Annotated in this window: 20 protein-coding genes and 1 tRNA gene; 7 read left to right on the top strand and 14 right to left on the bottom strand. The window is 59.9% G+C overall.

What is annotated here, in order from left to right; translation table 11 throughout:
• Positions 1-156 precede the first annotated feature (156 nt).
• The 7 genes from F8N49_RS07140 to F8N49_RS07110 all read left to right on the top strand — a co-directional run bounded on the left by F8N49_RS07140 (position 157) and on the right by F8N49_RS07110 (position 9,381).
• Positions 157-1,665: a sigma-54-dependent transcriptional regulator gene (locus tag F8N49_RS07140; RefSeq protein ID WP_151551060.1), complete on the top strand. Its 1,509-nt coding sequence runs from the start codon at positions 157-159 to the stop codon at positions 1,663-1,665.
• 452 nt (positions 1,666-2,117) lie between these two features.
• A complete protein-coding gene (gene gcvH / locus F8N49_RS07135; protein ID WP_039758162.1) occupies positions 2,118-2,501 on the top strand; it encodes a glycine cleavage system protein GcvH in 384 nt (127 codons plus the stop codon).
• 11 nt (positions 2,502-2,512) lie between these two features.
• On the top strand, positions 2,513-5,365 hold the full coding sequence (gcvP, locus tag F8N49_RS07130) for an aminomethyl-transferring glycine dehydrogenase (RefSeq protein WP_151551059.1): 2,853 nt from the start codon (positions 2,513-2,515) through the stop codon (positions 5,363-5,365).
• A gap of 202 nt (positions 5,366-5,567) precedes the next feature.
• Complete coding sequence (locus F8N49_RS07125; protein WP_151551058.1) at positions 5,568-6,944, top strand: L-serine ammonia-lyase; 1,377 nt, start codon at positions 5,568-5,570, stop codon at positions 6,942-6,944.
• A gap of 110 nt (positions 6,945-7,054) precedes the next feature.
• Complete coding sequence (gene gcvT, locus F8N49_RS07120) at positions 7,055-8,179, top strand: glycine cleavage system aminomethyltransferase GcvT (protein ID WP_110646608.1); 1,125 nt, start codon at positions 7,055-7,057, stop codon at positions 8,177-8,179.
• 403 nt (positions 8,180-8,582) lie between these two features.
• The gene (locus F8N49_RS07115; protein ID WP_003227496.1) at positions 8,583-8,795 is read left to right on the top strand and encodes a cold-shock protein; all 213 of its coding nucleotides are present in this window, start codon (positions 8,583-8,585) and stop codon (positions 8,793-8,795) included.
• Between the two features lie 97 nt (positions 8,796-8,892).
• Positions 8,893-9,381 (top strand): RDD family protein, encoded by a 489-nt coding sequence (locus tag F8N49_RS07110; protein WP_122704297.1) that lies wholly within the window; start codon positions 8,893-8,895, stop codon positions 9,379-9,381.
• A 179-nt stretch (positions 9,382-9,560) separates the two neighbouring features.
• Here F8N49_RS07110 and nadA read toward each other — a convergent pair whose 3' ends face one another.
• The 14 genes from nadA to ruvC all read right to left on the bottom strand — a co-directional run bounded on the left by nadA (position 9,561) and on the right by ruvC (position 20,377).
• A complete protein-coding gene (gene nadA, locus F8N49_RS07105) occupies positions 9,561-10,619 on the bottom strand; it encodes a quinolinate synthase NadA (protein WP_151551057.1) in 1,059 nt (352 codons plus the stop codon).
• Positions 10,620-10,891: 272 nt separating this feature from the next.
• A tRNA-Lys gene (locus F8N49_RS07100) sits at positions 10,892-10,967 on the bottom strand.
• 62 nt (positions 10,968-11,029) lie between these two features.
• Complete coding sequence (queC, locus tag F8N49_RS07095) at positions 11,030-11,722, bottom strand: 7-cyano-7-deazaguanine synthase QueC (protein WP_110646611.1); 693 nt, start codon at positions 11,720-11,722, stop codon at positions 11,030-11,032.
• Position 11,723: 1 nt separating this feature from the next.
• A complete protein-coding gene (gene queE / locus F8N49_RS07090; protein ID WP_041479789.1) occupies positions 11,724-12,371 on the bottom strand; it encodes a 7-carboxy-7-deazaguanine synthase QueE in 648 nt (215 codons plus the stop codon).
• Positions 12,372-12,538: 167 nt separating this feature from the next.
• Positions 12,539-13,378 (bottom strand): tol-pal system protein YbgF, encoded by an 840-nt coding sequence (gene ybgF, locus F8N49_RS07085; protein ID WP_024014085.1) that lies wholly within the window; start codon positions 13,376-13,378, stop codon positions 12,539-12,541.
• 6 nt (positions 13,379-13,384) lie between these two features.
• Positions 13,385-13,882, bottom strand: a complete 498-nt coding sequence (gene pal / locus F8N49_RS07080) for a peptidoglycan-associated lipoprotein Pal (protein WP_003178634.1) — start codon at positions 13,880-13,882, stop codon at positions 13,385-13,387.
• Positions 13,883-13,934: 52 nt separating this feature from the next.
• Positions 13,935-15,215, bottom strand: a complete 1,281-nt coding sequence (gene tolB / locus F8N49_RS07075) for a Tol-Pal system beta propeller repeat protein TolB (RefSeq protein WP_016773506.1) — start codon at positions 15,213-15,215, stop codon at positions 13,935-13,937.
• Between the two features lie 17 nt (positions 15,216-15,232).
• Positions 15,233-16,309 carry a cell envelope integrity protein TolA gene (tolA, locus tag F8N49_RS07070; RefSeq protein WP_016773505.1) on the bottom strand — a complete coding sequence of 359 codons (1,077 nt, stop codon included), beginning with the start codon at positions 16,307-16,309 and terminating at the stop codon, positions 15,233-15,235.
• Complete coding sequence (gene tolR / locus F8N49_RS07065; protein ID WP_160767866.1) at positions 16,309-16,761, bottom strand: protein TolR; 453 nt, start codon at positions 16,759-16,761, stop codon at positions 16,309-16,311. Before tolR ends, tolA begins: the two co-directional genes overlap by 1 nt.
• A 23-nt stretch (positions 16,762-16,784) precedes the next feature.
• Positions 16,785-17,480, bottom strand: a complete 696-nt coding sequence (tolQ, locus tag F8N49_RS07060) for a protein TolQ (RefSeq protein WP_008080223.1) — start codon at positions 17,478-17,480, stop codon at positions 16,785-16,787.
• Entirely contained in the window at positions 17,470-17,937 is a 468-nt protein-coding gene (gene ybgC / locus F8N49_RS07055; RefSeq protein ID WP_041479792.1) for a tol-pal system-associated acyl-CoA thioesterase, read from the bottom strand. Before ybgC ends, tolQ begins: the two co-directional genes overlap by 11 nt.
• A 127-nt stretch (positions 17,938-18,064) precedes the next feature.
• Positions 18,065-19,126: a Holliday junction branch migration DNA helicase RuvB gene (gene ruvB / locus F8N49_RS07050; RefSeq protein ID WP_151551056.1), complete on the bottom strand. Its 1,062-nt coding sequence runs from the start codon at positions 19,124-19,126 to the stop codon at positions 18,065-18,067.
• On the bottom strand, positions 19,127-19,735 hold the full coding sequence (gene ruvA, locus F8N49_RS07045) for a Holliday junction branch migration protein RuvA (RefSeq protein ID WP_024014088.1): 609 nt from the start codon (positions 19,733-19,735) through the stop codon (positions 19,127-19,129).
• A gap of 114 nt (positions 19,736-19,849) precedes the next feature.
• Entirely contained in the window at positions 19,850-20,377 is a 528-nt protein-coding gene (ruvC, locus tag F8N49_RS07040) for a crossover junction endodeoxyribonuclease RuvC (protein WP_016773501.1), read from the bottom strand.
• Positions 20,378-20,448 lie beyond the last annotated feature (71 nt).

Raw genomic sequence — 20,448 nt, 5'->3', positions numbered from 1 at the left:
CACTGAATCCATAATCGCCCGGTACTTTCAGGTCGATGCATAACCCCAGACACCTCGGTCGGCTCCCTCTCCCTCCGGGAGAGGGCTGGGGTGAGGGGGCTTTTGATTTAAGGCATACTTGCCCCCCTCCGCTCTGCAGATCACTGAACCGCCCCCATGCGTATCCACGTCAGCTTCATCGACCGCGTCGGCATCACCCAGGAAGTCCTGGCTATCCTCGGTGGGCGCAATCTCAATCTGGATGCGGTGGAAATGATCCCGCCGAACGTCTACATCGACGCGCCGACCCTCAGCCCGCAAGTGCTCGAAGAACTGAAAGATGCGCTGTTTCGCGTGCTCGGCGTGGAAGCGGTGACCGTAGTCGATATCCTCCCCGGCCAGCGCCGGCACTTGCAGCTCGATGCTTTGCTCGCGGCGATGACTGACCCGGTGCTGGCCCTCGACAGCGCCGGCAAGGTGCTGCTGGCCAACCCGGCGCTGATTGCCCTGTACGGTCGCGAACCGGCCGGCGAAAGCGTCTCGGCGCTGTTCAACGATCCCGGTCTGCTCGACACCCTGCTGGAAAACGGCTTTCGCCTGCCGCTGCGCGAAATCACCGTCAATGGCCAGACCCTGCTGCTCGATGCCACGCCGATCACCGACGCCGGCGCCCTGCTGACCCTGTATCAACCAAATCGCATCGGCGAACAACTCTCGGCACTGCATCACGATCACGCCGAAGGCTTCGACGCGTTGCTCGGCGAGTCTCCGGCGATTCGCACACTCAAGGCCCGCGCGCAACGCGTCGCCGCCCTTGATGCACCGTTGCTGATTCAGGGCGAAACCGGTACCGGCAAAGAATTGGTGGCCCGCGCCTGTCACGCGATCAGTGCGCGGCACAGTGCTCCTTTTCTGGCGTTGAACTGCGCAGCGCTGCCGGAAAACCTCGCCGAAAGCGAACTGTTCGGCTACGCCCCCGGCGCCTTCACCGGCGCGGCGCGTGGCGGTAAGCCGGGGCTGATGGAACTGGCCAACCAGGGCACGGTGTTTCTCGATGAAATCGGCGAGATGTCGCCGTACTTGCAGGCCAAACTCCTGCGTTTTCTCAACGACGGCAGCTTCCGCCGCGTCGGTGGTGATCGGGAAGTAAAGGTCGACGTGCGCATCCTCAGCGCGACCCACCGCGATCTGGAAAAAATGGTCAGCGAAGGGCTGTTCCGCGAAGACCTGTTCTATCGCCTCAACGTGCTGAACGTCGAAGTGCCGCCGCTGCGTGAACGCGGTCAGGACATCCTGCTGCTGGCGCGCTACTTCATGCAGCAGGCCTGCGCGCAGATCCAGCGCCCGGTCTGCCGCCTGGCACCGGGGACTTATCCGGCGCTGCTCGGCAATCGCTGGCCGGGCAACGTGCGGCAATTGCAGAACGTGATTTTTCGCGCAGCGGCGATTTGCGAGAGCAGCCTGGTCGATATCGGTGACCTCGACATCGCCGGCACCTCCGTCGCGCGCCAGAGCGACACTGAGGTGGAAAGTCTCGAACAAGCGGTCGAATCGTTCGAAAGGGCGCTGCTGGAAAAGCTTTACGTCAGCTATCCCTCGACCCGGCAACTGGCGAGCCGATTGCAAACCTCGCACACCGCCATCGCCCATCGCCTGCGCAAATACGGCATTCCCAATAAACCCTGACTCACCGCGCATCCCTATTGCAGGAAAATTCCCGATGTGGGAGCGAGCCTGCTCGCGAAAGCGGTATATCAGCAAAATAGCTGGCGCCTGATACACCGTCTTCGCGAGCAGGCTCGCTCCCGCAGGGTTTTATGGCGGATTCGAAATCCGTCCAAAAACGACCTCCACCTGTACCGAAAGCGCTACAGCGGAACGATATCGCTACACCCGCCTGCGACCAGCGCTGCGCAACGCTTTGATCCGATTAAGCTTTTCTCCTCGCCCAAAGCTGTAGCGATTTCGCTACGGGCGCAACCTGCCGACACCCACCTGAAAAATCCAAGCCATTGATTTATATAGATAAATTAACCTTGGCCGCATTCTTGCTACTTGCCTCCTCATCTATTAAGGGCTTCCCCGCCCCAAGCTTTCCACCGCGTCCACCAGACGAGTCTGACCCCTGAGGAATTTCCATGAGCGAGTTGCGTTTTACTGAAGATCACGAATGGCTGCGCACCGAAGCCGACGGCAGTGTCACTGTCGGCATCACCGCATTCGCGCAGAACGCCTTGGGCGACGTGGTGTTCGTGCAACTGCCTGAGCTGCAGGCTTACGAAAAAGGCGCAGAAGCCGCCACCGTGGAATCGGTGAAAGCCGCCAGCGGCGTGTACATGCCGCTCGATGGCGACGTGCTGGAAGTCAACCCGGCGCTGCAAGATGCTCCTGAGCTGGTCAACGAAGATCCGCTGGGCGAAGGCTGGTTCTTCCGCTTTCAGCCAAGCGACGCCGCCGCTGTCGGCAAACTGCTCGATCAGGACGCCTATGACCGCCTGATCAAAGCCCAAGCCGAAGCCTGAGGAATTACGCCATGACCGCCATCAATCTCGGCACTGCCAACGAATTCATCGCCCGTCACATCGGCCCGCGCGCCGGTGACGAGCAAGCCATGCTCAACAGCCTGGGCTACGATTCCCTCGAAGCGCTGAGCGCCAGCGTCATCCCGGAAAGCATCAAGGGCACCAGCGTGCTGGGCATGGACGACGGCCTCAGCGAGGCCGACGCCTTGGCGATGATCAAATCCATCGCCGGCAAGAATCAGCTGTTCAAGACCTACATCGGCCAGGGCTACTACAACTGCCACACGCCGTCGCCGATCCTGCGCAACCTGCTGGAAAATCCGGCCTGGTACACCGCTTACACCCCGTACCAGCCAGAAATTTCCCAAGGCCGTCTCGAAGCGCTGCTGAATTTCCAGACCATGATCAGCGACCTTACCGGCCTGCCGATCGCCAACGCCTCGCTGCTCGACGAAGCTACCGCCGCTGCCGAAGCCATGACCTTCTGCAAACGCCTGAGCAAGAACAAAGGCAGCCACCAGTTCTTTGCGTCGATCCACAGCCATCCGCAGACCCTCGACGTGCTACGCACCCGTGCCGAGCCGCTGGGTATCGATGTGGTCGTGGGCGATGAGCGCGAACTGACTGACGTCACGCCGTTCTTCGGCGCGCTGCTGCAATACCCGGCGAGCAACGGTGATGTATTCGACTACCGCGAGCTGACCGAGCGCTTCCACGCCGCCAACGCTCTGGTGGCCGTGGCCGCCGACCTGCTGGCCCTGACACTGCTGACCGCACCGGGCGAATTCGGTGCCGACGTCGCCATCGGTTCGGCGCAACGCTTCGGCGTGCCGCTGGGCTTCGGTGGCCCGCACGCCGCTTATTTCTCCACCAAAGATGCGTTCAAGCGTGACATGCCGGGCCGTCTGGTCGGTGTCTCGGTTGACCGTTTCGGCAAGCCAGCGCTGCGTCTGGCGATGCAGACCCGCGAGCAACACATCCGCCGCGAGAAGGCCACGTCGAACATCTGCACCGCCCAGGTGCTGCTGGCCAATATCGCCAGCATGTACGCCGTCTACCACGGCCCGAAAGGCCTGACCCAGATCGCCAACCGCGTGCATCACCTGACCGCGATTCTGGCCAAGGGCCTGACCGCGCTGGGCGCTCAAGTCGAGCAGGCAAACTTCTTCGACACCCTGACCGTTGCCACCGGCGCGCACACCGCCGCGCTGCACGACAAGGCGCACGCTCAGCAGATCAACCTGCGTGTGATCGACGCTCAACGTCTGGGCCTGTCGGTCGACGAAACCACCACTCAGGCTGATATCGAAACCCTGTGGGGCCTGTTCGCCGACGGCAAGACCCTGCCGGACTTCGCTGCGCTGGCCGCCTCGGTGCAGAGCACCATCCCTGCTGCGCTGGTGCGCCAGTCGCCGATCCTCAGCCACCCGGTGTTCAACCGTTATCACTCGGAAACCGAGCTGATGCGCTACCTGCGCAAACTGGCGGACAAGGACCTGGCACTGGATCGCACCATGATTCCACTGGGCTCGTGCACCATGAAACTCAACGCCGCCAGTGAAATGATCCCGGTGACCTGGGCCGAATTCGGCGCACTGCACCCGTTCGCCCCGGCCGCACAAAGCGCCGGTTACCAGCAACTGACCGATGAGCTGGAAGCGATGCTCTGCGCCGCCACCGGTTACGACTCGATCTCGCTGCAACCGAACGCTGGTTCGCAAGGCGAATACGCAGGTCTCCTGGCGATCCGCGCCTACCACCAGAGCCGTGGCGATGAGCGCCGCGACATCTGCCTGATCCCGTCGTCGGCCCACGGCACCAACCCGGCCACCGCGCAAATGGCTGGCATGCGCGTGGTCGTCACCGCGTGCGATACGCGTGGCAACGTCGACATCGAAGACCTGCGTGCCAAAGCCATTGAGCACCGCGAACACCTCGCCGCGCTGATGATCACCTACCCGTCGACCCACGGCGTGTTCGAAGAAGGCATTCGCGAAATCTGCGCGATCATTCACGACAACGGCGGCCAGGTGTACATCGACGGCGCCAACATGAACGCCATGGTCGGCCTCTGCGCACCGGGCAAGTTCGGCGGCGACGTTTCGCACCTGAACCTGCACAAAACCTTCTGCATCCCGCACGGCGGTGGCGGCCCGGGCGTCGGTCCGATCGGCGTCAAATCGCACCTGACCCCGTTCCTGCCGGGCCACGGCCAGATGGAACGCAAGGAAGGCGCGGTCTGCGCGGCACCGTTCGGCAGCGCAAGCATTCTGCCGATCACCTGGATGTACATCCGCATGATGGGTGGCGCCGGTCTCAAACGCGCTTCGCAGCTGGCGATCCTCAATGCCAACTACATTTCCCGTCGCCTCGAAGAGCATTACCCAGTGCTCTACACCGGCAGCAACGGCCTGGTGGCGCACGAGTGCATTCTCGATCTGCGCCCATTGAAAGACAGCAGCGGCATCAGCGTCGATGACGTCGCCAAACGCCTGATCGACTTCGGCTTCCACGCGCCGACCATGTCGTTCCCGGTCGCCGGCACATTGATGATCGAGCCGACTGAAAGCGAATCCAAGGAAGAACTGGACCGCTTCTGCGACGCGATGATCAGCATCCGCGAAGAAATTCGCGCAGTGGAAAACGGCACCCTGGACAAGGAAGACAACCCACTGAAAAACGCCCCGCACACCGCAGCGGAACTGGTTGGCGAATGGACCCACCCATACAGCCGCGAGCAAGCGGTGTACCCGGTCGCATCGCTGATCGAAGGCAAATACTGGCCGCCGGTCGGCCGCGTCGACAACGTCTTCGGCGATCGCAACCTGGTCTGCGCCTGCCCGTCGATCGAAAGCTACGCTTAAAGGAATGAGGGGGCGGGTCACCTGTCCCTGTCTCCAGAACGCCACAAATCCCTGTGGGAGCTGGCTTGCCAGCGATGAGGGTGGATCAGTCTGCATATCTGTTGCCTGACACTCCGCCATCGCTGGCAAGCCAGCTCCCACATGGAACGCATCAAGCCTTACGCTTCGCCAATCCCCATAACAAGAAACCGGAGAACCACTCATGTCGTTAAGCGTGTTCGACCTGTTCAAGATTGGCATCGGTCCCTCCAGTTCCCACACCGTCGGCCCGATGCGCGCGGCTGCGCGCTTCGCCGAGGGCTTGCGCCGGGAAAACCTGCTGACCAGCACCGCCAGCGTCCGTGTCGAGCTGTACGGTTCGCTCGGCGCTACCGGTAAAGGACACGGCAGCGACAAAGCCGTGCTGCTCGGCCTCGAAGGCGAACATCCGGACACTGTCGACACCGAAACCGTCGCCGCGCGCCTGCAAGAAATTCGCGGCAATGGCCGACTGAATCTGCTCGGTGAACACAGCATCGCGTTCAACGAGAAAGAACATCTGGCGATGATCCGCAAACCGTTGGCCTACCACCCCAACGGCATGATCTTTCGCGCCTTCGATGCGGCGGGGATTCAGATCCGCAGTCGCGAGTACTACTCGGTCGGCGGTGGTTTCGTTGTCGATGAAGACGCGGCCGGTGCCGATCGCATCGTCGAAGACGCCACGCCGCTGACCTTCCCGTTCAAAAGTGCCAAGGATTTGCTCGGTCATTGCGCTACCTATGGCCTGTCGATCAGTCAGGTGATGCTGACCAACGAGAGCGCCTGGCGCCCTGAAGCGGAAACCCGTGCCGGCCTGCTGAAAATCTGGCAGGTGATGCAGGACTGCGTCGCTGCCGGCTGTCGTAACGAAGGCATTTTGCCGGGCGGCTTGAAGGTCAAACGCCGGGCGGCGGCGCTGCATCGGCAATTGTGCAAGAACCCGGAATCGGCGCTGCGCGATCCGCTGTCGGTGCTCGACTGGGTCAATCTTTATGCGTTGGCGGTCAACGAAGAAAACGCCAACGGCGGGCGCGTGGTTACTGCGCCCACCAATGGCGCGGCGGGCATCATTCCGGCGGTGCTGCATTACTACATGCGTTTTATCCCCGGCGCGAATGACGATGGCGTCGTGCGCTTTCTGCTGACCGCTGCCGCAATCGGCATTCTCTACAAGGAAAACGCTTCGATCTCCGGCGCCGAAGTCGGTTGTCAGGGTGAAGTCGGCGTGGCCTGTTCGATGGCGGCCGGCGCTCTGTGCGAAATGCTCGGCGGCAGCGTGCAACAAGTCGAGAACGCCGCGGAAATCGGCATGGAACACAACCTCGGCCTGACCTGCGACCCGATCGGCGGCCTGGTGCAGGTGCCCTGTATCGAGCGCAACGCGATGGGCTCGGTGAAAGCGATCAACGCGGTGCGCATGGCCATGCGTGGCGACGGTCAGCATTTCGTCTCCCTCGACAAAGTCATCCGCACCATGCGCCAGACCGGCGCCGACATGAAAAGCAAATACAAGGAAACCGCCCGCGGCGGCCTGGCGGTCAACATTATCGAATGCTGATTACGAACTCAGCCAAACGTAACTAGCTCCCTCTCCCTCCGGGAGAGGGCTGGGGTGAGGGGCTCTTGATCTTGCCTCTCACCCGCAACCCAAATTCAAAGGAGCCACGCATGTCCACCGAACAACTCTCGAAAACCCCGCTGCACGCACTGCACCTCGAACTCGGCGCGCGCATGGTGCCGTTCGCCGGCTACGACATGCCCGTGCAATACCCGCTCGGCGTGATGAAAGAACACCAGCACACCCGTGAGCAAGCCGGGTTGTTCGACGTCTCGCACATGGGCCAGATTCGCCTGACCGGTGCCAATGCGGCGAACGCCCTGGAAACCCTGGTGCCGGTGGACATCATCGACCTGCCGGTGGGCATGCAGCGTTATGCGATGTTCACCAACGAAAGCGGTGGGATTCTCGACGACCTGATGGTCGCAAATCTGGGCAATGACGAGCTGTTCCTGGTGGTCAACGCCGCGTGCAAGGATCAGGATCTGGCGCATCTGCAAAAACACATCGGCGATCAGTGCACCATTACGGCGCTGTTCGAAGAGCGCGCCCTGCTCGCCCTGCAAGGTCCGGCAGCCGTCACCGTGCTGGCGCGTCTTGCGCCGGACGTGGCGAAGATGACGTTCATGCAGTTCAACCGCGTGTCGTTGCTGGGCGTGGACTGCTTTGTCAGCCGTTCGGGCTACACCGGTGAAGACGGTTTCGAAATCTCGGTACCGGCCGCTGAAGCGGAGAAACTAGCCCGCGCCCTGCTCGCCGAGCCAGAGGTCCAGGCCATCGGCCTTGGCGCCCGTGATTCGCTGCGTCTGGAAGCCGGCCTGTGCCTGTACGGCCATGACATGAACACCGAGACCACACCGATCGAAGCCAGCCTCCTGTGGGCGATCTCCAAGCCACGCCGCGCCGATGGCGCACGGGCCGGGGGCTTCCCGGGCGCCGAGCAGATCTTCGCGCAGCAACAAAATGGCGTGGCACGCAAACGCGTCGGCCTGCTGCCACAGGAGCGCACCCCGGTGCGTGAAGGCGCAGAAATCGTCAACGAGGCCGGCGAGATCATCGGCAGCGTGTGCAGTGGCGGCTTCGGCCCGACCTTGGGCGGGCCATTGGCGATGGGATACCTTGACACCGCTTACGTCGCGCTCGATACACCTGTGTGGGCCATCGTCCGTGGGAAAAAGGTGCAAATGCTTGTAAGCAAAATGCCATTTGTTCCACAACGCTACTATCGCGGTTGATCGACTGTTTCTATAAGTAACGCGATTGCGTTATGCGTGCACTAATGTGTAACGCAATCGCCATAAAACAGTGCGTTTTTTAACATCTGTTTCGAATATGAACGTTGCTTATAACGACTGCAAAAAACTGAACCAGACAATCGTCTAAGACTGCACTAGTGAACCGTCTAATTTCCGCGAAGAGCAGTAAAACCGGGGCCTTCGCAGGGCTTGTTTTTTCTCCCGTAGTTGGCGTAGAGTTTGTCCACTGTGTTTGCATGGGTCAGCTTGGAATCGTGACCTGGGCAGTAGCCTACAAGTTAGCTACATCCCGCTCGACGTCTTCTTACTCCTTGCAACCAGCTCCAGTACTCTTTCATGTGAAAGGGGCTGTCATCAATTTATGCGTCAAAGGAAATAAGAAATGTCCACACGTCAGAGCGGTACCGTCAAGTGGTTTAACGACGAGAAAGGTTTTGGTTTTATCACTCCAGAAAGCGGTCCGGATCTGTTCGTACATTTCCGCGCCATTCAGGGCAACGGCTTCAAGAGCCTGAAAGAAGGCCAGAAAGTGACTTTCGTTGCTGTGCAAGGCCAGAAAGGCATGCAGGCTGACGAAGTACAAGCAGAAGCCTGATCTTCTGATACGAAAAAGCCCCTGATATTGATATCAGGGGCTTTTTTGTGCGCGCTAATCCGTAAAATGGCGCTTCCATTCACGCCTTGAGGCTGCCATGTCGAAACACCTGCTCACGCCGCAAGGGGACTTTCCTCCCGTTGCTCTCGGTCGTCGTCTGGCGGCAATGTTCTACGACTTCCTGCTGTGCACCGCCCTGCTGATCGTCACCGGATTCATCTATAAGTTGATCCAGGCGGCGATCATTGGCGAAGAACGGCTGCGGGTGATGACCGATGCCGGCCAGCTCGATGGTGATCCACTGTATTCCACGGTGCTGCTGTTGGTATTGTTCGGCTTCTTCGCCAAGTTCTGGACCCATGGCGGGCAGACACTGGGCATGCAGGTGTGGGGCATCCGCGTGCAGAACGCCAACGGCACAGCGATCAGCCTGTGGCAGGCGCTGTTGCGCTTTATGGTGTCGATCGCGTCGTGGTTGTGTATCGGGCTGGGGTTCTTCTGGTCGCTGTTCGACAAGCAGAAGCGCACCTGGCACGACATCTATTCGGATACGTGCGTGGTGCGGATCCCGAAGAAGAGCAAATAATTTCCATACTCAAGAGCCGGCCTGTGATGAGGGGATTTATCCCCGTTGGGTGGCGAAGCCGCCCCAAAATCAACCACCGCGGTGTATCAGACACACCGCGTGCGCTGCTTAACGACTGCTACGCAGCCGAACGGGGATAAATCCCCTCACCACAGGGCTCACTCCTACAAGGGATTCTCTCAGGCGTTACCGGCCAGCTTCATCCGCGCTGCCTGGGTGAAGTCGAGCATGCGCTTCAACGGGCGGATCGCTTGGGGGATCAGCGCCGGATCGACAAAGATCTCGTTGGTGCCTTCTTTCAAGCTCTTGAGCGTGCGCTCAAGGGTGTTCATGGCCATCCACGGGCAATGTGCGCAACTGCGACAAGCCGCGCCGTTACCGGCGGTAGGCGCCTCGATAAAGACCTTGTCCGGGCACAGCTGCTGCATCTTGTAGAAGATGCCACGGTCGGTGGCGACGATCAGGGTCTTGTTCGGCAGGCTTTGCGCGGCGGCGATCAACTGACTGGTAGAACCGACGGCATCCGCCAGCTCGATCACCGAAGTCGGCGACTCGGGATGCACCAGAATCGCTGCGTCCGGGTACAGCGCCTTCATGTCTTCGAGCTGCTTGGACTTGAATTCTTCATGAACGATGCAAGCACCGTCCCACAGCAGCATGTCGGCACCGGTCTTGCGCTGGATGTAAGTACCCAGGTGCTTGTCCGGGCCCCAAATGATCGTCTCGCCGTTGTCCATCAGGCTTTCGACGATCTCCAGTGCGCAGCTCGAGGTCACCACCCAGTCAGCCCGAGCCTTCACGGCGGCGGAAGTGTTGGCATACACCACCACAGTACGTTCCGGGTGCTGATCGCAGAACGCCGAAAACTCGTCGACCGGGCAGCCCAGGTCCAGCGAGCAGGTCGCCTCCAGGGTCGGCATCAGTACGCGTTTTTCCGGATTGAGAATTTTTGCCGTCTCGCCCATGAACTTGACGCCGGCGACCACCACGGTCTTGGCCGGATGGGCATTGCCGAAGCGGGCCATTTCCAGGGAGTCGGAAACACAGCCGCCGGTTTCTTCGGCCAGGGCCTGAATCACCGGATCGCAATAGAAGTGGGCCACGAGCACCGCGTCCTGAGCCTTGAGCTCGGCGGCGATGGCGGAACGGTAATGAGCCTCCTCTTCTGCCGTCAGCGGTTTCGGCTGTTTGGCGTCGAGGTGGGCTTGAACCAGAAGGCGTTCGGAAATCTGCGTCATGTTCGCAAGACCTGCAGGCGCATTCGCGCGAAAGTCGAGTATACACCCGGCTCCGGACCACTAGAGGGTACCGCCGGGAGAGTGAGTATCATCAGGCACGGGACAGCGTTGAAGCTGCGCAAGGCTACAGAATATCCCGTTGATACAAAAGATGATTCTGACCTGCGTCAGGTGTGGCCGCGCTGAAACATCGAACGCCCGAATTGCAGGCAAAAAAAAACCCGGAAATCCTCACTTTCGTGGGCCTTCCGGATTTTCTAAACCGCCAAATATGGTGGGTCGTGTGGGATTCGAACCTACGACCAATTGGTTAAAAGCCAACTGCTCTACCAACTGAGCTAACGACCCGCTGTGTGGTGGCGCGTATAATACTGATTTTTAAGGACTATTCAACACCTTTTTTGAAAAAATCAAAAATAAGGGGTTGGATCGTCCACACCAGCTGCCGCGAAGCCTTCTGCGCGCAGGCGGCAGCTGTCGCATTTGCCGCAAGCGCGGCCTTCATCGTCGGCCTGATAGCAGGAAACCGTCAGACCGTAATCAACGCCAAGCTTCACGCCGGCCTGAACGATCTGCGCTTTGCTCAGGTTCTGCAGCGGCGCCTGGATGCGGAAGCCGTTGCCTTCCACGCCGGCCTTGGTCGCCAGATTGGCCATGCGCTCGAACGACTCGATGAACTCGGGACGGCAGTCCGGGTAGCCGGAATAATCCACTGCATTGACGCCGATGAAGATGTCGCGGGCGCCGAGCACTTCGGCCCAACCCAATGCCAACGACAGGAAAACCGTGTTACGCGCCGGCACGTAAGTCACCGGAATGCCTTCGCCCAGCTCTTCCGGAATATCGATGCTGGTGTCGGTCAGCGCCGAGCCGCCCATGCCATTGAGGTTCAGTCCGATGACCTTGTGCTCGACCACACCCAGGTCGCGAGCAACGCGGGCGGCGGCGTGCAATTCGGCATGCGAGCGCTGGCCGTAATCGAAGCTCATGGTGTAGCAGGCGTAGCCTTCGGCGCGTGCCATCGCCACGACGGTGGCCGAGTCGAGGCCGCCCGAAAGCAGGATAACGGCACGTTTTTCGGTAGTGTTCAGTTGTTCAATCATCTCAGCGCCCCGGCTCATCATTCCATAAATATTTATGCAACTGCAGTTGCAGCCGCACTGGCAGGTTGTCTGCCACCACCCAATCCGCCAGATCCCTGGCATTGAGGTCATGATGACTTGGGGAGAAAAGCACTTCACCCGCACGTCGATCAAGCCCGTACTGGATCAGCTTCGATACCGCCCAGTCATAGTCTTCCCGCGAGCAGATGACAAACTTCACCTGATCGTTGCGTGTCAGCAGTTCGATGTTCTCGTAACGGTTGCGGTGGGCTTCTTTCGAGCCCGGCGTTTTCAGATCGACGACGCGACTGACACGCGGATCGACAGCGGATACGTCGAGGGCGCCGCTGGTTTCCAGCGAGACCTCGTAACCGGCATCACACAACCGCTCAAGCAAAGGAATGGCGTTCGGCTGAGCCAACGGCTCACCGCCGGTGACACAAACGTAGCGCGGACGATATCCGGCCACTTGCTCAAGGATGTCGTCGAGGGTGCGGACGGTGCCGCCGCTGAACGCGTAAGCGCTATCGCAGTACTGGCAACGCAACGGGCAACCGGTCAGGCGCACGAAAACCGTGGGCAGCCCGGCAGTCCGAGTTTCCCCCTGCAACGAGTAGAAAACTTCGGTGATTCTCAATGTGTCTTGCATAGTCGCCACGGGCGTAACAGCTAAACAGGCTGTCCGCCTCCGTCAGGCACTTCAGGCAATCCCGCCAACGCGTAGACCACAAGAAGCGTGTTTCAGAAAAAGGGCGTGAATTCTAACGAAAAAACCCGCGACAAGCGCGGGTTTCTTCAAAACACGGATGAACAGGCTTACATGCGCTGTAAATCACGCTGGGCCAGCTGCGCGGCGGAAGTGCCCGGATATTGGGACACCACCTGCTGCAGAATGCCTTTGACCTTGTCGGTGTGACCGAGGCGGCGCTCTACGTCAGCCAGCTTGTACAGCGAGTCCGGCACTTTGTTGTGCTTGGGATACAGCTGCGAAACCTTGGCAAAGGCCTGACCTGCACCTTGCAGATCACCCTTGGCCAGGTTCACTTCGCCCAACCAGTACTGGGCGTTGCCCGCGTACTGGCTGTTGGGGTATTTGCGCAGGAAAGCGGCGAAGGCCTGGCTGGCCTTGTCGAAATCCTTGGCTTTGATCAGGTCGAAAGCGGCATCGTAATACAGCTTTTCCTTGGCCGGATCAGCCGGTTCGCTACCCGCGGCAGGGGCCTGGGCTGCCGCAGCAGCACCCGCGCCTGCGGCAGCACCGGCAGCAGCACTTGCATCGCCACCGGCAGAAGAATTCTCGGGAGTCGCGGCTGGTGCAACGCCGGATCCTATGCGCCGATCAAGATCCTGGTATCGCTCCAGGGATTCCTGCTTCATGCGCGAAACCTGATTCTGCAGTTCTTCGATCACGCCCTGTTGGCGCGAGATCTGATCCTGCATCTGTTGCAATTGGTTGAACAGCATGCCTTGTGCCGAGGCAGGGGCCGAAGCCGCTCCCCCGGCATAGGCGCCGTTCGTACCGTAACCCGCAGGCGGATAACTGCTCCCGCTATTGTTATAACCGGAGTTGTCATCGACCACAGGAACCGCAGCCCACGCCGCAAGCGGCGCGAGGCTGAGAGCCAGAACAGTTACAGCACGACGGCACGTTCGCATATCGAATTACTTACGCAGTTCGACGCGACGGTTCTGGGCCCAGGACTGCTCGTCGTTGCCGGTAGCAACTGGACGCTCTTCGCCGTAGGAAACCAGTTCCAGCTGAGCTGGGGAAACACCTTGCAGTACCAGGTAGCGCTGAACGGCTTTCGCACGACGCTCGCCCAGTGCCATGTTGTACTCACGAGTACCACGTTCGTCGGTGTTGCCTTCCAGAACAACGCGAGCGCCGTTTGCTTTCAGGTCTTTGGCGTGAACGTCCAGAGCGCGCATGGCTTCTGGCTTCAGGTCCGAGCTGTCGTATTCGAAGTAGAAGGTGGTGATTGCGCGCAGAGCAGCTTCTTCGCTCAGGGAACCGTCAACGGCACCAGTGTTTGCGCCGTAACCAGCGTTTGGATCAACAGCGCCTTCACCGGCGTTGTCGCCGCCTTTGGACGAGCAACCTACAGCTACAGCCATGGCCAGAGCCAGCGCAGCAAATTTACCAAACTTCAGCATTTCCATCGTGAAACTCCTAATGAACCCCAGTGTGTTAAGTAAAACGTGTAGCGCCCGCTCACTTCAGGTAAGGGGACCAGGACGGTTCTCTGACTTCGCCTTGAGCGGTAGGAAGCGGGAGCCTCACGCGTCCATTAATGGACACGAGCATCAAGACTCCCCGGCCCTGTTGGCGGGTGGCGTAGATTACCATGGTGCCGTTGGGCGCAACAGTAGGTGACTCGTCCAGAGTGCTATCAGTGAGGATCTTTACACTACCCCGCTGCAGATCCTGAGCTGCCACCTTGAAATTGGTGAAGCCATCCTGACGATGAATCATCACCAAAGTTTTTTCATCAGCCGAAAGTTTCGGGTTGGCGTTGTAGTTGCCCACGAACGTCACACGCTCGGCACCACCGCCACCGACGCTGGTTTTATAGATTTGCGGCTTGCCGCCACGGTCGGAGGTGAAGTAGATGGTCGAGCCATCCTTGCCCCAGAACGGTTCGGTATTGATGCCCTGGCCATTGGTTACGCGGCTGATCTGGCGCGAACCGAGGTTCATCACGTAGATATCCGGGTTACCGTCTTTCGACAGAACGAACGCCAGGCGATTGCCATCCGGCGACCAGGCTGGCGCGCCGTTGAGGCCTTCGAAGTTGGTGATCTGCTCACGGCGACCGGTGTCGATGTTCTGCATGAAGATACGCGGACGCTTCTGCTCGAACGACACGTAGGCGATACGCTTGCCGTCCGGTGCAAAACGCGGCGACAGAATCGGCTCGCGCGATTGCAGCAGAGTCACTGCGCGGGCACCGTCATAGTCGGAGCGTTGCAGGGTGTAACGGGTGTTCTTCTCGGAAAAACGCTCGGCCGTCACGTACAGCAGGCGCGTCGAGAAGGCACCTTCAATGCCGGTCAGCTTCTGGAACGACTGATCGGAGATGAAGTGCGCCATGTCACGGATCTGGTCGGTCGTACCGGACACACTGCCGTCAGCCACTTTCTGTTCGGTGGCGACGTTGAACAGTGCCCACTGCACCTGCAGGCGACCGCCCGCTGGAGCGATGCTGCCGACCATCATGTACTGAGCACCCACCGCCTTCCAGTCACGGAAGATGATTTCGCTCGGCTGGCTTGGCTGGCTGATCATGTTGGCTTTCGGAATCGGCGAGTAATAGCCCGAGTTGCGCAAGTCGTTGCCAATGATTTCAGCCATGTCATCCGGCAGCACGGCGCCGCCCTGCATGCCGAACGGTACGACGGCGATCGGAGTAGCCCGATCGCTGCCGCTGGTGACCAGAATGTTCTTTTCATCTGCCGCCGCGATCCCTGCCATGCAGCAGATCACGACCAGCATTCCTCGAAGAAGGTTTCTCACAAGGCTAGATCCTCAGGTGTGAATGTCATCTTGAATGAACGATACGGAGCGAAATCGCTCGGCTTCATTCCCTGCATTTCTGTCAAACGTCCAATATTCTTCACTGCCGCGACTGCCGAAGCATCGAACGGACCGTCACCGCTGGACTTGGCCACGCTGACCGAAGTCACCGTGCCGTCCGGCAACATGCCGATTTGCAGCACGACCGTCATGCCTTTGCGCGCCGAAGGAGGACGAGCCCAGCCTTCTGCTGCGCGAGCGCGAATCAGGTCATCGAAACTGCCTGCAACCTCGTCACCCTGCTCATCGGCCAGGGCCTGCTGACGCTGCGGCGTGTCGGAAAGCAGATCTGCCAGGGCCTGGGCCTTTTTGTCTTCGGCGGATTTGCGTGCCGCTTCCTGCGCTTTCTTCTTCGCAGCATCGGCAGCAGCTTTCTTCTTCGCGTCTTCGGCGACTTTCTTCTTCGCCTCTTCAGCTTCAGCTTTCTTCTTGGCGTCTTCGGCGGCTTTCTTCTTCGCGTCTTCGACGATCTTCTTCTTGGCTTCTTCGGCAGCGGCTTTCTTCGCCTCCTCCTCAGCAGCCTTCTTCGCTTCGTCTTCGGCCTTCTTCTTGGCTATATCAGCCAATTGTTTCTCTTCGGCCTTTTTCGCTTCGGCTTTCTTCGCGTCGTCGGCTTTCTTGGCTTCATCAGCCTTTTTCGCTTCGTCCGCTTTCTTCGCCTCGTCGGCCTTCTTGGCTTCCTCGGCCTTTTGAGCCGCTTCCTCTTTCTTTTGTTCCGCCGCCTTCACCGCTTCCTGCTCGATCTTTTTCTGTTCCATCTGTTCGACTTCGGTCTGGCGCGCGGCGGATTTCTTCGCCTCACCCGCAATCTTCTGATTGGTCTGGGTGGTCGCCTGACTTTTCGATTTCAGCTGGTACAGAGTCGCCTGGACGATCGGCTTGGCCGGCGGCAGTTCGGGCGTGAAGGCAAAACTGACGAACAGCATGCCGAACACCAGCACGTGCAGGACAATTGCCAGAACACTAGGCCAGAAATAGCTTTCCGAGGCGGACGGCTCTCGCTGTTGCTGCATCAGGGGGCCTCGGTAATCAGACCAACGTTACCGACCCCGGCTTTCTGCAACCCGCCCATGGCGCCCATGACGGCGCCGTAGTCGACAGTCTTGTCACCACGAATGAACACCTGGGTGCGTTTGCCGCCCTCGGTGCCGGCGCGAATGATCTTGGTCACCGCGTCAGTCATCTGTGGCAGGGTCATGGCCCTGTCCTGTTGCTTCTCGGTGTCGACTTCGCTGCCAAGGTTCCAGTAGTAGGTCTTGTCAGCCTTGATCGAAATGGTCAGGACTTGGGTGTTGTTGTCCTGCGGCAAGGCTTCGCTGGAAACCTTGGGCAGATCAACTTTCACGCCCTGATTGAGCATCGGCGCGGTCACCATGAAGATGACCAGCAGCACCAACATCACGTCGATGTAGGGCACCACGTTCATCTCGGCGACCGGCTTGCGCTTTTTGCGAGCTCGAGCGATTAAAGCCATCGGGAAATACCTGCTTATTCTTCGCTGGTGTGCACTTTGCGGTGCAGGATCGCCTGGAATTCATCGGCGAAGGTGTAGTAGCGGCCCAGCAAGGTTTCGCTGCGCGCAGCAAAACGGTTGTAAGCGATGACCGCCGGGATCGCAGCGAACAGGCCGATCGCGGTGGCGATCAGGGCTTCGGCGATACCCGGAGCAACGGTGGCCAGGGTCGCTTGCTGGGCGCTGGCCAGACCACGGAAGGAGTTCATGATCCCCCACACGGTACCGAACAGACCGATGTACGGGCTGACCGAACCGACGGTGGCGAGGAACGGCAGGCTCTGCTCGAGTTTCTCTTCTTCGCGCGAGATGGCCACGCGCATCGCACGAGCGACACCTTCCATCACGGCTTCAGGATCGACACCTGGCTGCTGACGCAGACGGGAGAATTCCTTGAAGCCGGCACGGAAGATCTGCTCCACGCCCGAATCCGGATCAGGGTTGCTGCCGGCCTGACGGTACAGTTTGGACAGGTCGATACCCGACCAGAAGCGCTCTTCGAAGCTCTCCAGGGCGCGTCGACCGGCACGCAGCAAATTGCTGCGCTGAAAGATCATGATCCATGAGGTCACCGATGCGGCCACCAGGGTCAACATTACCAACTGCACCACGATGCTGGCATTGCTGACCAGGCTCCACATGGAGGAATGGTCGACGACGTTAGCTTCCACGCTTTATCTCCTGCTTTGAGTGTGTACCCGGGCCGACCGCGTCGGCGAAGGCCGCACGCAGGTCTTCGGGAAGGGCCCGGGGTTTCAAACTGTCGGTGCGCACGCAGGCCACCAAAAACTGCCCTTCGCAGAGCAGCACATTATCCGTGGCCCGCCTGACTTGCTGCTTGAAGCGCAGGCTGGCACGGTTCAATTCGATTACATCAGCGCTTACCAGCAGTTCGTCATCCAGTCGCGCCGGCGCGTGGTAGCGCGCTTCGCTGGAATGCACGACGAACAACAGGTCCTCTCCGGCAAGCACAGATTGGGCAAAGCCCAGTTCCCGTAGCCGCTCGGTTCGAGCCCGTTCCATAAACTTGAGGTAATTAACGTAATACACGATGCCGCCCGCATCGGTGTCCTCGTAATAAACGCGACAACGATGTGCGAACGGCTCAAGCCCGTTTTGCGCGCGCATACTCTAGTGCTTACTCCTCAGGTTGCCAATCCGGCCAGACAACTGTTTTTCGTGGTTTCAAAGCTTTAACGCAAAAGTACCGTCGTCTGACAGTACAAACCCTGAATAAATCACCAGCAAATGTGTATCAATCGTCGACGGCGTCGAGAAACTCGTCTGCCACGGGCATCTCGCCCATGCGTGACGGAACATTCAAACCGAAATGCAAATAGGCATGCCGCGTCACCACCCTGCCCCGTGGCGTGCGCATGATATAGCCCTGCTGGATCAGATACGGTTCGAGCACGTCTTCAATGGTGTGGCGCTCTTCACTGATCGCCGCCGCCAGACTGTCGATACCAACCGGACCGCCGTCGAACTTCTCGATCATGGTCAACAGCAGGCGCCGGTCCTGGTGATCGAAACCGTGTTCGTCGACGTCCAGCAGGTTCAGCGCCAGATCCGCCACCGCTTTGGTGATGTGTCCCTTGGCGCGTACTTCAGCGAAATCGCGCACCCGCCGCAGCAGACGGTTGGCAATTCGCGGCGTGCCACGGGCGCGACGGGCGATCTCGAACGAACCTTCCGGGTCCAGCGGCAGACCGAGAATCGCCGCCGAACGACTGACGATGGTTGCCAGATCCGCTGTGCTGTAGAACTCCAGGCGCTGGACGATACCGAAGCGATCTCGCAGCGGATTGGTCAGCATGCCGGCGCGGGTGGTGGCGCCGACCAGCGTGAATGGCGGCAGATCCAGTTTGATCGAACGCGCCGCCGGCCCCTCGCCAATCATGATGTCGAGCTGGAAATCTTCCATCGCCGGGTACAGCACTTCTTCAACGATCGGCGACAGACGATGGATTTCGTCGATGAACAACACGTCGTGCGGCTCAAGATTGGTCAGCAACGCGGCCAGATCACCCGGGCGTTCCAGCACTGGCCCGGAGGTGCTCTTGATCGACACACCCATTTCCTGGGCAATGATGTTGGCCAGCGTGGTCTTGCCCAGCCCCGGCGGGCCGAAGATCAGGGTGTGATCGAGGGATTCACTGCGGCCACGCGCAGCCTGGATGAACAGCTCCATCTGCTCGCACACGGTCGGCTGGCCAATGTAATCGGCCAGACTGACCGGGCGGATGGCCCGATCCTGGACTTCTTCGCGCTCGCGCGGGCTGTGCGCGGCGGCGATCAGACGATCAGCTTCAATCACTTAAATCATTCCCTTCAGAGCGCGGCGGATCAGGTCTTCGCTACTCAGGTTCTTGTCTTTGATCGCGGAAATCGCCTTGCTCGCTTCCTGCGGCTTGTAGCCCAGCGAGATCAACGCGCTGACCGCATCGGTCTCGGCGCTGTTGACCGGCGCCGGGCCGTCCGGCTGATTCGGCACCAGCGCGAACATCGCCGGCGAGGTTTCCCAGGCCTTGAAGCGATCTTTCAATTCCACCAGCAGACGCTCGGCGGTCTTCTTGCCAACCCCCGGGACCTTGGTCAACGCCGAAGTATCCTGAGACTGCACGCAGCGCACCAGCTCATCGACTTCCAGGCTCGACATCAACGCCAGCGCCAGTTTCGGCCCGACTCCGTTGAGACGGATCAGCTCGCGAAAGAAGTCTCGCTCACGCTTGCCGGCAAAACCATAGAGCAATTGCGCATCTTCGCGTACGACCAAATGGGTGTGCAGGGTCAGTGGTTCACCGACCGACGGCAACCGATAAAGCGTGGTCATCGGCACTTCCACCTCATAGCCAAGGCCGTTCACATCGAGAATCAGGTGCGGCGGCTGTTTCTCAGCCAGGGTGCCGCGCAAGCGTCCAATCACGTTTTGAATCCTTGAGCGCTGGCCAGCCGTGGGCTGGCGACGATTGAAGGTGGCTTGCGCGCCGACAACACAGGCACCGCGAAGTCACTTTCGAGAAAATTGATGCTGATGCTATCAGAGACGCAGGCGCCCGCCACGACTGCGTGCGGTTCCCAGCCCGTGCGGCAGCAGGCTGGAGCGCGTGTGCGCATGGCAAATGGCGATCGCGAGGGCGTCGGAGGCGTCGATCTGCGGCTTGCTGGTCAACTTGAGCATGTGCATGACCATCATCTGCACCTGCTCCTTATTGGCCGCACCGGTGCCGACGACGGCCTGTTTGACTTGCGTGGCGGTGTACTCGGCGATTTCCAGACACTCTTCGGCGCCGGCGACAATCGCAGCGCCCCGTGCCTGTCCGAGCTTCAGCGCCGAGTCGGCGTTTTTCGCCATGAACACCTTTTCGATGCCCATGGTCACCGGGCCGTAGGTCTTGATGATTTCGCGCACGCCGCGATAGACGATTTGCAGACGCTCATGCAGCTCGCCGGAGCCGGTGCGAATGCAGCCCGAGGCCACATAGATGCAACCGCCCCGCCCGGTATCGCGAACGATCCCGTAACCGGTGATGCGCGAACCGGGGTCGATACCAAGAATTAGAGTCATAAAGCCTGCAGAAAATGATGCGAAAGCTGAGGGTACATGTAGGAGCTGCCGAAGGCTGCGATCTTTGTGTT

The organism is Pseudomonas sp. GXM4, assembly GCF_008923895.1.
Taxonomy (GTDB): domain Bacteria; phylum Pseudomonadota; class Gammaproteobacteria; order Pseudomonadales; family Pseudomonadaceae; genus Aquipseudomonas; species Aquipseudomonas atacamensis.
The sequence above is the reverse complement of the archived record's forward strand: the minus strand, read 5'-3'. Positions and strand labels throughout refer to the sequence as shown.

What these genes read in the sequence shown, in the direction of transcription:
- F8N49_RS07140 (WP_151551060.1), top strand. Translation starts at nt 157, where the DNA reads ATGCGTATCCACGTCAGCTTCATCGACCGCGTCGGCATCACCCAGGAA.
- gcvH (WP_039758162.1), top strand. Translation starts at nt 2,118, where the DNA reads ATGAGCGAGTTGCGTTTTACTGAAGATCACGAATGGCTGCGCACCGAA.
- gcvP (WP_151551059.1), top strand. Translation starts at nt 2,513, where the DNA reads ATGACCGCCATCAATCTCGGCACTGCCAACGAATTCATCGCCCGTCAC.
- F8N49_RS07125 (WP_151551058.1), top strand. Translation starts at nt 5,568, where the DNA reads ATGTCGTTAAGCGTGTTCGACCTGTTCAAGATTGGCATCGGTCCCTCC.
- gcvT (WP_110646608.1), top strand. Translation starts at nt 7,055, where the DNA reads ATGTCCACCGAACAACTCTCGAAAACCCCGCTGCACGCACTGCACCTC.
- F8N49_RS07115 (WP_003227496.1), top strand. Translation starts at nt 8,583, where the DNA reads ATGTCCACACGTCAGAGCGGTACCGTCAAGTGGTTTAACGACGAGAAA.
- F8N49_RS07110 (WP_122704297.1), top strand. Translation starts at nt 8,893, where the DNA reads ATGTCGAAACACCTGCTCACGCCGCAAGGGGACTTTCCTCCCGTTGCT.
- nadA (WP_151551057.1), bottom strand. Translation starts at nt 10,619, where the DNA reads ATGACGCAGATTTCCGAACGCCTTCTGGTTCAAGCCCACCTCGACGCC.
- queC (WP_110646611.1), bottom strand. Translation starts at nt 11,722, where the DNA reads ATGATTGAACAACTGAACACTACCGAAAAACGTGCCGTTATCCTGCTT.
- queE (WP_041479789.1), bottom strand. Translation starts at nt 12,371, where the DNA reads ATGCAAGACACATTGAGAATCACCGAAGTTTTCTACTCGTTGCAGGGG.
- ybgF (WP_024014085.1), bottom strand. Translation starts at nt 13,378, where the DNA reads ATGCGAACGTGCCGTCGTGCTGTAACTGTTCTGGCTCTCAGCCTCGCG.
- pal (WP_003178634.1), bottom strand. Translation starts at nt 13,882, where the DNA reads ATGGAAATGCTGAAGTTTGGTAAATTTGCTGCGCTGGCTCTGGCCATG.
- tolB (WP_016773506.1), bottom strand. Translation starts at nt 15,215, where the DNA reads ATGCTGGTCGTGATCTGCTGCATGGCAGGGATCGCGGCGGCAGATGAA.
- tolA (WP_016773505.1), bottom strand. Translation starts at nt 16,309, where the DNA reads ATGCAGCAACAGCGAGAGCCGTCCGCCTCGGAAAGCTATTTCTGGCCT.
- ybgC (WP_041479792.1), bottom strand. Translation starts at nt 17,937, where the DNA reads ATGCGCGCGCAAAACGGGCTTGAGCCGTTCGCACATCGTTGTCGCGTT.
- ruvC (WP_016773501.1), bottom strand. Translation starts at nt 20,377, where the DNA reads ATGACTCTAATTCTTGGTATCGACCCCGGTTCGCGCATCACCGGTTAC.